11 protein-coding genes are annotated in these 12,747 nt (G+C 71.8%); 8 read left to right on the top strand and 3 right to left on the bottom strand.

Features of this window, described 5'->3' with window-relative positions; genetic code table 11:
• Positions 1-2 precede the first annotated feature (2 nt).
• The 8 genes from LOK46_RS17360 to LOK46_RS17325 all read left to right on the top strand — a co-directional run bounded on the left by LOK46_RS17360 (position 3) and on the right by LOK46_RS17325 (position 8,520).
• Positions 3-1,439, top strand: a complete 1,437-nt coding sequence (locus LOK46_RS17360; RefSeq protein ID WP_273559164.1) for an aldehyde dehydrogenase family protein — start codon at positions 3-5, stop codon at positions 1,437-1,439.
• Between the two features lie 58 nt (positions 1,440-1,497).
• Complete coding sequence (locus LOK46_RS17355; RefSeq protein ID WP_273559162.1) at positions 1,498-1,899, top strand: carboxymuconolactone decarboxylase family protein; 402 nt, start codon at positions 1,498-1,500, stop codon at positions 1,897-1,899.
• A 69-nt stretch (positions 1,900-1,968) separates the two neighbouring features.
• Positions 1,969-3,342, top strand: coding sequence for an MFS transporter (locus LOK46_RS17350; protein ID WP_273559160.1), 1,374 nt, complete (start codon positions 1,969-1,971; stop codon positions 3,340-3,342).
• Positions 3,343-3,368: 26 nt separating this feature from the next.
• Positions 3,369-4,274 carry an NAD(P)-dependent oxidoreductase gene (locus tag LOK46_RS17345; protein ID WP_273559158.1) on the top strand — a complete coding sequence of 302 codons (906 nt, stop codon included), beginning with the start codon at positions 3,369-3,371 and terminating at the stop codon, positions 4,272-4,274.
• 9 nt (positions 4,275-4,283) lie between these two features.
• Positions 4,284-4,673, top strand: a complete 390-nt coding sequence (locus LOK46_RS17340) for a cupin domain-containing protein (protein ID WP_273559156.1) — start codon at positions 4,284-4,286, stop codon at positions 4,671-4,673.
• Positions 4,670-5,434, top strand: coding sequence for a carboxymuconolactone decarboxylase family protein (locus tag LOK46_RS17335; RefSeq protein ID WP_273559154.1), 765 nt, complete (start codon positions 4,670-4,672; stop codon positions 5,432-5,434). The genes LOK46_RS17340 and LOK46_RS17335 overlap by 4 nt, the downstream gene beginning before the upstream one ends.
• A gap of 85 nt (positions 5,435-5,519) precedes the next feature.
• Positions 5,520-6,212 carry a GntR family transcriptional regulator gene (locus tag LOK46_RS17330; protein WP_273559152.1) on the top strand — a complete coding sequence of 231 codons (693 nt, stop codon included), beginning with the start codon at positions 5,520-5,522 and terminating at the stop codon, positions 6,210-6,212.
• A 268-nt stretch (positions 6,213-6,480) separates the two neighbouring features.
• On the top strand, positions 6,481-8,520 hold the full coding sequence (locus LOK46_RS17325) for a molybdopterin-containing oxidoreductase family protein (RefSeq protein WP_273559150.1): 2,040 nt from the start codon (positions 6,481-6,483) through the stop codon (positions 8,518-8,520).
• 202 nt (positions 8,521-8,722) lie between these two features.
• On the opposite strand, the gene LOK46_RS17320 is transcribed toward LOK46_RS17325, so the two are convergent.
• From LOK46_RS17320 to LOK46_RS17310, 3 genes are all read right to left on the bottom strand, one after another.
• Positions 8,723-9,859, bottom strand: a complete 1,137-nt coding sequence (locus LOK46_RS17320) for a M48 family metallopeptidase (RefSeq protein ID WP_273559148.1) — start codon at positions 9,857-9,859, stop codon at positions 8,723-8,725.
• 3 nt (positions 9,860-9,862) lie between these two features.
• Positions 9,863-11,155, bottom strand: coding sequence for a YjgN family protein (locus LOK46_RS17315; RefSeq protein WP_273559146.1), 1,293 nt, complete (start codon positions 11,153-11,155; stop codon positions 9,863-9,865).
• 274 nt (positions 11,156-11,429) lie between these two features.
• Positions 11,430-12,719, bottom strand: coding sequence for a cystathionine gamma-synthase family protein (locus LOK46_RS17310; protein WP_273559144.1), 1,290 nt, complete (start codon positions 12,717-12,719; stop codon positions 11,430-11,432).
• Between the last annotated feature and the right edge of the window lie 28 nt (positions 12,720-12,747).

Raw genomic sequence — 12,747 nt, 5'->3', positions numbered from 1 at the left:
CGATGGCGCTCCCGGACCTAAGCCGCTTCTACATCGACGGCGCCTGGGTCGAGCCGGCTGCGGCCCGGCCGTTCCCGCTGATCGACCCCGCCACCGAGACGGCGTTCGGCACCCTCGCGCTCGGCAATGCCGAGGATGTCGACCGGGCCGTGCGCGCGGCACGCGCCGCCTTCCCGGCCTTCTCGGAGACGGCGCCCGCCGAACGCGTCGCGCTCCTGCGCCGGATCCTCGCGCTCTTCGAGGAGCGGTTCGAGATCTTCGCGGAGACGATCCGGCAGGAGATGGGCTCGCCCATCGGCTTCGCCCGCAAGGGGCAGGCGGCGCGCGGGCCGGTGCACCTCAACGCGCTCATCGCGGTGATGGAGCGCTTCGCCTTCGAGGAGGATCGCGGCACCACCCGGATCCGGCGCGAGCCGATCGGCGTCTGCGGCCTGATCACCCCCTGGAACTGGCCGATCAACCAGATCGTCGTGAAGATCGCCCCGGCGCTCGCGGCGGGCTGCACGATGGTGCTGAAGCCCAGCGAGTACTCGGCCGTCAGCGCGATGCTGTTCGCGCAGGTCCTGCACGATGCCGGCGTGCCGCCGGGCGTGTTCAACCTCGTGAACGGGGACGGCCCCGGCGTCGGCGCCGCGATCGCGGCGCATCCGGGGATCGACATGGTCTCGTTCACCGGATCGACCCGCGCCGGAATCGAGATCGCCCGGGCGGCGGCCCCGACCATCAAGCGCGTCGCGCAGGAGCTCGGCGGCAAGTCCGCCAACATCCTGCTCGAGGACGTCGACTTCGACCAGGCGGTCCGGCGCGGCGTCGCGGCCTGCTGCACGAATTCCGGCCAGTCCTGCTCGATCCCGACGCGGATGCTCGTGCCCCGGGCCCGGATGGACGAGGCGGCCGCCATCGCGGCCGAGGCGGCGGCCGGCTTCCGGCTCGGCCCGACCGCGGACCCCGAGACGGATCTCGGCCCGGTGGTCAACCGCACCCAGTACGAGCGCGTCGTCGGGCTGATCCGCACCGGCATCGCGGAGGGTGCGCGGCTCGTCGTCGGCGGCCCGGAGCGGCCGGACCACCTCGACTGCGGCTTCTACGTCCGCCCGACGGTCTTCGCCGACGTGACCCCCGACATGACCATCGCGCGGGAGGAGATCTTCGGCCCGGTCCTGTCGATCCTCGCCTACGACAGCGAGGACGACGCCGTGGCGATCGCTAACGGCTCGCGCTACGGGCTCGCCGCCTACGTCCAGGGGCGGGACCGCGACCGGGCGCGCGCCGTGGCGCGGCGGCTGGTCGGCGGGCAGGTCCACATCAACTACCCGCCCCCGGACGTCCACGCGCCCTTCGGCGGCTACCGCCAGTCCGGCAACGGCCGGGAATGGGGCGAGGCCGGTCTCCAGGAATACCTCGAGACGAAGGCGATGATCGGCTTCGGCCTCGACTGATCCGTCCCGCGCGATGCGGCCGGCGCCTCCGCGCGACGGCCCCGACCAGGAGAACCAGATGTCCGACGAGAGCGAGCTGTTCGGCCAGGGTTTCGAGAACCGCAAGACCGTCCTCGGCGCCGCCCATGTCGAGAAGTCCTGGGCCAATGCCGACGCGTTCAACCGTCCGGTCCAGCGGCTCGTGACCGAGTATTGCTGGGGGGCGGTCTGGGGCGACGAGGCGCTGCCGTTCAAGACCCGCAGCATGCTCAACATCGCGATGCTGACCGCGATGAACCAGCACCACGAGCTCGGCGTCCACGTTAAAGGCGCGCTCAACAACGGCGTGACCAAGGACGAGATCCAGGCCGTGCTGATGCAGGCGCTCGTCTATTGCGGCGCCCCGGCGGCCCTGGCCGCCTTCCGGACCGCCTCCGCGGCGATCGCCGATTGGGACAGAGAGCACGCCAGCGGGCGCTGAGCCCGCACCCGCGCCCAGGTCCGACGCAGTCAGAAAATTGCGCGGCAGACGAACAGGGAGGGAGACGCCATGTCGGTCACGTCGGCGGCCTTGGCAACGGACACGGCGGGCGCGCGCCCGGCCGCGTCCCAGTCGATCGAGGAGAAGCGGAAGAGCGCCATCCGCGGCGCGTTCTTCTCCGAATACATCGACATGTTCGACATCTACCTGCCGGTGGTCGCGCTGGCGCCGGTGATGTTCATGTTCCAGCCGAAGAACCTGTCTCCCCAGATGGAGACGGTGCTGGCCTCGCTGGTGTTCATCACCACTCTGCTCGGCCGCCCGATCGGTGCCCTGATCTTCGGTCTCATCGCCGACAAGGTCGGGCGCCGGGCCGCCTCGATCTACTCGGTGGCCGGGTTCGGCGTGATCACCCTGCTGATCGGCCTGCTGCCGGGCTACGAGACGCTCGGTCTCGCCTCGTACATCCTGCTGGTGCTGCTGCGCTTCCTCGACGGGATCTTCCTCGGCGGCGGCTACACGGGCGCGATGCCGCTCGCTATCGAGTATTCCAAGAAGGACAAGCGCGGCTTCGTCGGCGGCCTGATCATCGCGGGCTTCCCGGCCGCCTATGTCAGCATCAACCTCATCACGATGCTGATGTTCTACCTGTTCCCGCTCGACGGGCCCGGGTCGCCCTACACGGTCTGGGGCTGGCGCATCCCCTTCATCGTCGGCGCCGCTTTGGCCGGTCTGCTCGCCCTCTACTACATCCACAAGGTCTCGGAATCGGAGGTCTGGAAGAAGGAGGCCGCCGGGGCCGAACAGGCCGAGGCATCGCCCATGGCGGGCCTGTTCTCCGGGAAGGGCGGCCGCGACCTCCTGCAGGTCCTGCTGCTGATGACCGGCTTCTGGACGACGCAGAACATCATCACGATCTACATGCCGACCGGGTTGCTGGTGAAGACCCTGCACCTCAACGGCTTCGCGCTGACCGCGACGCTGATGATCTGCTACACGATCCTGTTCTTCAGCTACATCGGCTCCGGCCTGCTGGGGCAGCTCATCGGCCGCCGGCGGTTCTTCGTGATCGTCGGCCCGCTGATCGCGACGGTGGGCGCGTACATCCTCTACACGCTGACCGTCACGCCCGACATGGCGTTCGGCACCCGCGTGCTGCTGGTCAGCCTCCTGGCGGTCATCGTGACCTCGCCCTGGGGCGTCATCGTCACCTACATCAACGAGCGCTTCGCCACGGATGTCCGCGCCACCGGCTTCGGCATCGGCTTCAGCCTCTCGGTGGTGATCCCGTCCTTCTACGCCTTCTACATGGACTGGCTGAGCGCGCTGATGCCGCTCGCGCTGACGCCCGTGGCGCTGCTGATCGTCGGCGGCCTGATCGGCACCGTGGGCGCCCTCATCGGGCCGGAGACCAAGGACGTCGATTTCGGCACCGGCCACTGAGCCGGACGCCGCGCGGAGGACGCAGCATGAACGGGAACCGGATCGGCTTCATCGGTCTCGGCAACATGGGCGGCCGCATGACCCGCCGCCTGACCGGGGCGGGGATCGATGTGGTCGGCTTCGACACCGACCGGGAGGCCGCCTCGCGCTGGGGTGCGACGGACGCGGCCTCGATCGCCGCGGTCGTCGGTGAAGCGGACGTGGTCCTGATGTCCCTGCCCGACAGCAAGGTGGTCGAGCGCGTCGTGCTCGGCGAGGGCGGGGTCCTCGCGGGCTGCCGGGACGGGCAGATCGTCGTCGACCTCAGCACGGCCGCGGCGAGCTCGACGCGCCGCATCGCCGCGGCGCTGGCCGAGCGCGGCGTCGCCTACGTGGATGCGGGCATTTCCGGTGGCGCCGCCGCGGCCGAGAAAGGCACGCTGACCCTGATGGTCGGCGGCGATCCCGCCGTCATCGACCGGCTGGGCTGGGTGTTCGCGCCGATCGCCCAGAAGGTCGTCGTGATGGGTGGCTCCGGCGCCGGCCACACGACCAAGCTGCTCAACAACTTCCTGAACGCGGTCAGCCTCGCCGCCACCGCGGAGGTCATGGTCGCGGGCCGGAAGGCCGGACTCGACCTGCACCGGCTCCTGGAGGTGCTGAACGCCTCCAGCGGCGTCAACTTCGCGACGCTGAACCGTTTCCCCAAGATCGTGGACGGCGACTACCTGGAAGGCGGCCTGACCGGCAAGCTGATGACCAAGGACGTCGTGCTCTACACCGATCTCCTGCACGAGCTCGGCGTCGCCTCCCTCAACGCGTCCGGCCCGATGGCGAGCTTCGGCCTCGCCACGGCGCTCGGCTACGGCGACGTCATCTCCAACCGCGTCGTCGACGCCATCGGCGACGTCTCCGGCGGTGTCCGGCTCCACGGCAACCGACACGAGAACTGAGAGGATACGATGCAGATCTTCCACGGTCGCGAGAGCAGCGCGAAGTCCGAGAGCCGCGGGCCGACCTTCACCGGGCAGGTCTGGGCCGACCCGGTGATGCCGTCGACGGGCGGCGTGATGATCAACAACGTCTTCTTCACGCCCGGCGCGCGGACCTTCTGGCACGCGCACGCGCAGGGCCAGATCCTGCAGGTCACCGCCGGCAAGGGCTGGATCTGCGTCGCGGGCCAGCAGGCGCAGCCGATCCGGGCGGGCGACACCGTCTGGATCCCCGCGGACGAGCGGCACTGGCACGGCGCGGCCGCCGACAGCTACCTGCTCCACACGGCGATCTCGCTCGGCAAGACCGACTGGCAGGACGAAGTGGTCGAGGCCGATTACGCCGGAGCCACGGCATGACCGGGCCCGCGCCGAGCCCGGAGAGCCTCCGGCACACCGTCCAGGGCGAGCTCGGCTACTGGGACGCGGAGCAGGCGGCCCTGGCCGAGCTGGCCCCGGGCTTCCTCGACGCCTGGGCGCGGCTGGCGATGGTCCCCGTGCGCAAGAACCATCTCGGCGCCAAGGACCGCGCCCTGATCGCGCTCTCGGCCGCGACGGCCGCGACCCACCTCTACGCGCCCGGGACCCGCCGCCAGATCCGCAACGCCCTCGACGCGGGCGCGACGGTCGACGAGATCACGGAGGTGCTCGCCCTGACGGCGACGCTCGGCATCCACGCCTGCAACATCGGCGTGCCGCTGCTGCTGGAGGTGCTGGAGGAGGCCGGCGAGCGGAGCGGCCCCGCGCCGCTGACGCCGCGGCAGGAGCAGCTGAAATCCGACTTCACCCGCGACCGGGGCTACTGGCACGCGTTCTGGGACGGTCTCCTCGAGCTCGATCCCGACCTGTTCGAGGGCTATCTCGACTTCTCGGCCTGGCCCTGGCGCCACGGCGTGCTGACGCCGAAGATGAAGGAGTTCGTCTACTGCGCCTTCGACGCGGCGGCGACGCACCTCTACGTGCCGGGGCTGAAGATGCACATGAAGAACGCGCTCGGCTACGGGGCGACCAAGGAGGAGCTCATGGAGTTTCTCGAGATCGTCAGCCTGATCGGCATGCACGGCGCGGAGCTGGCCGCGCCGATCCTGCGCGACGAGCTGGCCGCGCGGGGCCGGGGCTGACGGACGCGCTCCGGTGCACGCCTTGCCACCCGGGGCCGCGCCGTGTCACCCGTTCGGCCCAGCCGCGATCCCCCAACACCCACCCATGAACAAGATCAGGGCCATCCAGCCTGACACGCTCCGGCAAAAGGTCGAGGACGCCGTCCGCGAGGCGATCACGTCCGGCGTCTACGCCCCCGGCGAGCGGCTGATCGAGCGCGAGTTGTGCGAGGGGCTCGGCGTCAGCCGCGCCTCCGTGCGCGAGGCCCTGCGCCGGCTCGAGGCCGAGAAGCTCGTCCACACGGTGCCGCATCGCGGCCCGGTCGTGGCCTCGATCTCGGTGGAGGAGGCCCGGCAGCTCTACGCGCTGCGGGCCGTGCTGGAGGGTTACGCGGCGCACGAATTCGCCACCCAGGCCACGGACGCCGCCATCCAGCAGTTCGGCCGGGCTGCCGCGGACCTGCGCGAGGCTGCCGGCTCCGGCGACACCGACTGTGTCCTGCGCGCCAAGGGCATCCTGTACGACGTCATGCTCAGCCATTGCGGGAACGATCTGGTCCGCGAGACCCTTCGCGGCTTCTACTCCCGGATCAACCTGCTGCGCGCGACGTCCCTGATGCATCCCGAGCGGCTGCCGCACAGCCTCGCCGAGATCGACGCCCTCGTCGCGGCCTTCCAGGCCCGGGACGCCGCGAAGGCCGAGCAACTGGCCCGCCTCCACGTCACCAACGCGTGCGCGGTCGCCCTCAAGCAGCTCGCGTTCCGCATCGCGCAGACGTCCCTCGACGCGGTGAGCTAAGCGCGCGCTCCGCGGCCGCGCAGCCTTTCCGCCGCGAGCATCCCCTGCGGTCCGCGGGCGCGCGCGGACCCTGCGCGGGTGAGGGCGGCGAGGTCGCCTCCGCGGCGACGCACGTGGCCGAGGCGGTCCAGGTGATCGGCGCCCTGTCGGCGATGTCGGGCGCCCTGCGCCGAGGGACCGGTGGCGACACGCCTTGCGATCCTCCGGCCGAAGGCCCAGAACCGCACGGTCCTTGCTTCCCCATGCTGGCGCCACGGGAGTTCGTCGCTTGGTCCGGACCGTCTGCCCGCACGATTGTCCCTCTGCCTGCAGCCTCGACGTGCAAGTCGCGGACGGGCGCGTCGTCTCGGTCCGGGGCGGCGACAATCCCTACACGGCCGGCGTGATCTGCGCGAAGGTCAGCCGCTACGGCGAGCGCGTCCACCACCCGGACCGGATCCTCCACCCGATGGAGCGCGTCGGCCCGAAAGGCGGCGGGGCGTGGCGCCGGATCTCCTGGGACGCTGCGCTCGACCGGCTGGCCGAGGCCTTCTCGGAGGCGGCGGACCGTTGGGGCGCGGAGGCGGTCTGGCCGTACAATTCGGGCGGGACCATGGGCCTGGTCCAGCGCGACGGCATCCACCGGCTCACCCACGTGATGGGCTACTCGCGGCGCAAGCGCACGATCTGCACGGCGGTCGCGATCGCGGGCTGGAGCGCCGGGGTCGGCCGGATCGCCGGCCCCGATCCCCGCGAGATGGCGCTCTCCGACCTGATCGTTGTCTGGGGCGGCAACCCGGTGAGCACGCAGGTCAACGCGATGACCCACATCAGCCGCGCCCGCAAGACGCGGGGCGCCAAGCTGGTGGTGATCGATCCGTACCGCACCGGGACCGCGGCGGCCGCCGACCTCCACCTGGCGCCACGGCCCGGCACCGACGGGGCGCTGGCCTGCGCGGTGCTCCACGTCCTGTTCCGCGACGGTCACGCGGACCGGGCCTATCTCGCGGCCCACGCGCAGGTCACGGCCGCGCTGGAGGCGCACCTGGCGTCGCGCACGCCCGAATGGGCGGCGGCGATCACCGGCCTGGAGCCCGCCGCGATCGAGGCCTTCGCGGCCCTCTACGGCCGCACGCCGCGCAGCTACATCCGCTGCGGCTTCGGCTTCACCCGGAGCCGCAACGGCGCGGTGAACCTGCACGCGGTGACCTGCCTGCCGACCGTCACCGGCGCCTGGCAGCACGAGGGCGGGGGCGCCCTCTGGCAGCACGCCGCGATCTTCAACTGGGACAAGACCCTGACGGAGGGTCTCGACGCCAGGGCGCCGGGCGTGCGCGAGCTCGACATGAGCCGGATCGGCGCCGTGCTCGCCGACGATCCCGACGCCCTGCAGGGCGGCCCGCCGGTCCGCGCCATGCTGATCCAGTCGGCCAATCCCGCGGTCTCCGCGCCCGACAGCGCCCGGGTGCGCGCCGGGCTCGCGCGGCCGGACGTGTTCGTGGCCGTCCACGAGCAGTTCATGACCGAGACGGCCGCGCTCGCCGACCTCGTGCTGCCGGCCACGACCTTCCTGGAACACGACGACATCTACGGCGCCGGCGGCCACAGCCACATCCAGGCCGGGCCCGCGATCCTGGAGCCGCCGGGCGCGTGCCGCTCGAACCACGCGCTTCTCTCCGGGCTCGCCGCCCGGCTCGGCGCGGAGCACGCGGGCTTCCGCCTGAGCGCCCGGGACCTCGCCGACGCGACCCTCGCGCGCTCCGGCTGGGGCGGCCTCGACAGGCTGGAGGCGGAGGGCTGGATCGACGCGCAGCCGGACTTCGCCGCGAGCCACTTCCTGAACGGGTTCGGCCATCCCGACGGACTGTTCCGCTTCGCCCCCGACTGGGCGGCACTGGGACCGCGCGCGGCCGGGATGCCGGCCCTGCCGGATCACTGGCCGGAGGCCGAGCCCGCCGACGCGCAGCACCCGTTCCGCATGATCGCCCCGCCGGCCCGCCAGTTCCTCAACGCGACGTTCACCAACGTGCCGGAGTCGCTCCGCCGCGAGGGGCGGCCGACCTGCCTGATCCACCCGGCCGATGGCGCGCGGCTCGGGATCGGCACGGGCGACGCCGTCGAGGTCGGCAACGCCCGCGGCCGGGTCCAGCTGCACGCGCGGCTCGCCGAGGGGCAGCAGCCGGGCGTGGTGGTGATCGAGAGCCTGTGGCCGAGCGCGGCCTTCACGGGCGGGGACGGGGGCATCAACACCCTGATCGGGTCCGCGCCGGCCGCGCCCAACGACGGCGCCGCCTTCCACGACACCGCGGTCTGGGTTCGGGCGGCCTGAGCCGGGCGCCCGGGCCGTCACAACGCCCGCGCCCCCTCGGGTGCCCCCGTCGCGGAGGCGGGGGACGGGCAATCCGACAGCGATCCGTTGCTCGGTATACCGGCAAGGCGCTCGGCAGGTCGGGGCCGACGGAGGCGGACGGTGCTCGCCGGCGACCGCGCTTCCGCAGCTGGCGGCCTTTGATCGTGACCGCAGGGCCGGGCTAGGGCTCGGCCGTCGTCGCGCCCGTCCCGCAGATGCCCTTGAGCGCGGTCCACGCGGCGCCCGACAGGATCTGCCGTTGGGCCGCCGCAGGACCCGCCTGGGCGCGGATCGCGGCCGCGCGCTCGCGTGTGAAGGGATGGCTGCGCAGCAGGTCCAGCACGTCGCTCTTCCCGTCGTGCTTGTCCTTGGCGATGCGCTCGAGGATGTCGGCGAGCGCCGCGCCGTTGCCGCCCGCGCGGGTCATCAGGTCGACCGCGTAGGCGTCCGCCGCCCGCTCGGCGTCGCGGCTGTAGCCGGCCGAGAGCACCGCGTCGCCCAGCGCGATGATGATGGTCGAGCCGGTCAGATCCCCGAGGACGAGGCTCAGAAGGAACGAGGTGCCCGATGCCCGGATGAGGGAGCGGGTCGGATCCCGTCTGCGGACATGCCCGAACTCGTGCGCCAGAACCGCCGCGGCCTCGTCGGCCGATCGCGCCCGCGCGATGAGGCTGGAGAGGACGATCACGCGGGCGCCCGGCAGGGCGAAGGCGTTGGCCGTCCCGTGCCGGCGCACGCTCACGGCGAGGTTCGGAGGCAGGGAGCCCTCCACTTGGCCGGCCGCGACGAGGCGGGCCACGAGCGTGCCGAGCGCCTCGCGCCCGGCGGGTTCCTCACAGGCCGGCGGGCTGCCGAGGAACCGCAGGACCTGCGGCTCTGCCAACGCCCCGAGCCGCGACTCGGCCGCGTCCGGCACGAGCGGGGCCAGCAGGCCCGCGACCTGCGGGACGCCGAAAATCGCCACGAGCAGCACCGAGACACCCGCCGCGAGAGACCAGAGCACGAGCCGCATCGTGCCGCCCGAACGCTCCCGACGGCGCAGGTCCGGGCAGCGCGCGGCGAGCGCCGCGGCGAGCGTCGCGTCCGAGAACTCTACGCGGACCGGCTCGTCGGCAGGACCGATCCGCATCAGCGGCGGCACCGAGACGGCGGCGCGCAGGTCGAGCAGGTTCCAGTCCCGGGCGACGTCCGGCCCGGAGACGCGGAAGCGGTCGTCGAGGCGCAGCGTGACGGGATGAGCCCGCGCGCTGACGCCGTCGAAGTAGCGGCCTCCGACCTCGATCGGCGCCGTGTCGGTCGCCTCGGAAGCGCGGGTCAAATCTCAGAAGCCGATCTGGAGGGCGCCCCCGACGTCGAGCGCGTCGGCGAGGCCCTCCTGCAGGCCGCTGCCGGCGCCGCGGGACGAGGCGAGGACGGTCTCCAGGGCCTCGGGATCCATCACCGTCGTGCTCGTCGCGACCGCCGCCCAGAGCCGAGCCTGCACCACGCGCACGTAGAGCACCGCGAAGAGCGGCGCGCCGACGAGGTAGATGAGGACGACGAGCCAGTGGAGCATGCTGAGATCACCCGCCGCCCGCGCGGCGAAGATCAGCAGGGCCGCGACGAGGCCCAGAACGACCAGGAAACCCAGGAGCGACAGCGTGTAGACGAGGTAGGGCCAGTAGAACTGGCGCGCCTTGAGACTCGAGGCGAGGCGGGCCTGACCGAGGCCGGCGGCGGCCATGAACGCCCGCGTCTCGCGGGCGCGGTAATAGGGGATCAGCAGCAGCGCCGCGGGCACGCAGATCGCGGCCACGAAGCCCGTCGTCTGGAGGATGACGCCGATCTTCGAGGCCGCGTAGGCGGGGTTGAGGATCGTCTCGCCGGCCTTGCCGCCGGGCTTCGGCACCACGAGGTCCGCGGGCAGTGAGAAATCCGTGGCGAACAGGAGGGCGATGCCGAGCCCGATCAGCGGCCCGAGCCCGACCACGTAGAGCAGAAGCCAGGGGCCGAGCACGCTGCGTCCCCGCGCCGTCGAGTGCATCCGGCTGGTGCCGATCAGGGTGTGGCCGATGCGGTAGCGCTCCAGGCTCGCCCGCATGAACGGGAAGGCCAGGCCGAAGGTGACGAGCGTGAGCAGCCACCAACCGCCCGCGCGCGCCGCGTAGGCGAGACCGGAACCGTCCTGCCCGAGGCGGATGCCGCGCCAGAGCGTCCGCATCGCCCGGTACCGGCGCCCGCGGTAGATCGCGAACTGCCCCAGCAGGAACAGGAACACGAAGGAGATCACCACCGAGAACGGCGCGAGCGCGGGCGCGACGAGCGAGACCGCGAACAGCGCGACATAGATCGGCACCAGGATGGCGAGCGCGACGAGGAAGCCCAGGAACAGCTCCTTGCCCGTGCCGGTATACTCGGCGGGCGAGCCGTCGAGCGCGGTGCGCTCCCAGAAATAGCGGCGCAGGTTGGTGACGTACCAGAACCGGTAGATGCCGAAGGTCACCACCGAGAGCAGAAAGCCCTTCAGCGCCAGCCACGTGAGACCTTTGACCTGCGGGTCGAAGGTTACGGTGGCCACGCGGGTGGCCGGAGCGCCGCTCCGCGGGTCGAACTGTGTACCGGTTGCGGGATTCATGGGTTCGTCGGTCGTCCCGTCGCGTTTCGCGGCGAGACACTACGAAGCGAGGCCTGCGCTGACCAGTTCCGCGCAGTCCCAATTCAGATCCGTCCCCGTCATGTCGTGCGGCGACCGTACGAAAGCTGGGGCGTCGTTAACGTGCGGTCTCCGGCTGCTGGGCGGCCGTCGCCGGTGTCGCGGCCGAGCCGGCGCGGTGAGGTGCGCGTCGGGCTCGGCGCCGGCGGTTCGAAGGCGGCGCAGAGGTCGCGCGGCCGTCACGGCCTGAGCGCCGTCAGCCGAGGACGGCCAGAGCCGCGGCGAGGTCGGCGACCAGATCGTCCGGGTGCTCGATCCCGATCGACACCCGGATCGTCGCGTCGGTGATCCCGAGGCGGTCGCGCACCGCCTTCGGCACGCCCGAATGGGTCGTGGAGGCCGGGTGGCTGGCGAGCGACTCGGTTCCGCCGAGGCTGACGGCGAGCTTGAACAACTGGAGGCCGTTGAGAACCTGGAACGCCTCGGCCTCACCGCCGACGATGTCGAACGAGAACGTCGAGCCCGGCGCCGCGCACTGCCTGGCGTAGACCTGCGCCTGCCGCGATCCGGGCTCGAGATGCGCGAGATGGTGAAGGCGCGCCACCTTCGGGTGCGCCGCCAGCATGCGGCCGACGATCTCGCCGTTGCGGTTGGCGGCACTCATCCGCAGCGACAGGGTTTCGAGCGAGCGCCCGAGCATCCAGCAGGAATGCGGGTCGAGACCGGTCCCGATCGCCGAGCGCAGCAGCCGCACCGGCTTCATCCGCTCCGCCGAGCCGAGGGCGGCGCCGGCGATCAGGTCCGAGTGGCCGCCGACATATTTCGTCAGGGAGTAGACCGAGATGTCGGCGCCTTCGCGCAGCGGGTGCTGGTAGAGGGGCCCGAGCAGGGTGTTGTCGCAGACCACCACCGGCGTTGCGCCGCCCTGCCGGGCACCGATCTCCTCGGCGACCGCGCGGACAAGGCCGAGGTCGACGAGGGTGTTGAGCGGGTTGGAGGGGGTCTCGACCATGACGACGCTGACGCGTCCCGCGTCCGCCGCCCGGTGGGCCGCGGCGCGCACGCTCGCCGGGTCGGTCCCGTCCGAGAACCCGAACGGCGCGATGCCGAACCCGGCCAGGGTCCTGGCGATCAGCGTCTCGGTGCCGCCGTAGAGGGGCTGCGAGTGCAGGATCGCGTCGCCGGGCCGCGCGAAGGCCAGGATCGTTGTGGCGATCGCCGACATGCCGGAGGAGAAGACCAGCGCGGCTTCGGCCTCCTCGAAGACGGCCAGCCGATCCTCGACGATCTCGCTGTTCGGATGGTTGAAGCGCGAGTAGACGAGCCCCGCCGCCTCGCCGACCGGCGGTTCGCGCCGCCCGGAGACGTAGTCGAAGAAGGCTTTGCCGTGCTCGGCGGAGGTGAAGACGAAGGTCGACGTCAGGAAGACCGGCGGCTTCACCGCACCCTCGGACAGGGCCGGATCGTAGCCGTAGCCGAGCATCAGCGTCTCGGGATGGAGCGGGCGGTCGCCGAGCGCCTTCTTGTGGTAGCGGTCGTCGGACATGCTGGTCTCCCTCCGACAGGACCCCAGC

This window comes from Methylobacterium sp. NMS14P (assembly GCF_028583545.1).
Classification (GTDB): Bacteria; Pseudomonadota; Alphaproteobacteria; order Rhizobiales; family Beijerinckiaceae; genus Methylobacterium.
Note: the sequence above shows the minus strand (reverse complement) of the source record. Positions and strands in the feature narration are given on the sequence as shown.

Coding starts and splice junctions, on each gene's coding strand:
- LOK46_RS17360 (WP_273559164.1), top strand. CDS start 3: ATGGCGCTCCCGGACCTAAGCCGCTTCTACATCGACGGCGCCTGGGTC.
- LOK46_RS17335 (WP_273559154.1), top strand. CDS start 4,670: ATGACCGGGCCCGCGCCGAGCCCGGAGAGCCTCCGGCACACCGTCCAG.
- LOK46_RS17350 (WP_273559160.1), top strand. CDS start 1,969: ATGTCGGTCACGTCGGCGGCCTTGGCAACGGACACGGCGGGCGCGCGC.
- LOK46_RS17310 (WP_273559144.1), bottom strand. CDS start 12,719: ATGTCCGACGACCGCTACCACAAGAAGGCGCTCGGCGACCGCCCGCTC.
- LOK46_RS17355 (WP_273559162.1), top strand. CDS start 1,498: ATGTCCGACGAGAGCGAGCTGTTCGGCCAGGGTTTCGAGAACCGCAAG.
- LOK46_RS17315 (WP_273559146.1), bottom strand. CDS start 11,155: ATGAATCCCGCAACCGGTACACAGTTCGACCCGCGGAGCGGCGCTCCG.
- LOK46_RS17345 (WP_273559158.1), top strand. CDS start 3,369: ATGAACGGGAACCGGATCGGCTTCATCGGTCTCGGCAACATGGGCGGC.
- LOK46_RS17340 (WP_273559156.1), top strand. CDS start 4,284: ATGCAGATCTTCCACGGTCGCGAGAGCAGCGCGAAGTCCGAGAGCCGC.
- LOK46_RS17330 (WP_273559152.1), top strand. CDS start 5,520: ATGAACAAGATCAGGGCCATCCAGCCTGACACGCTCCGGCAAAAGGTC.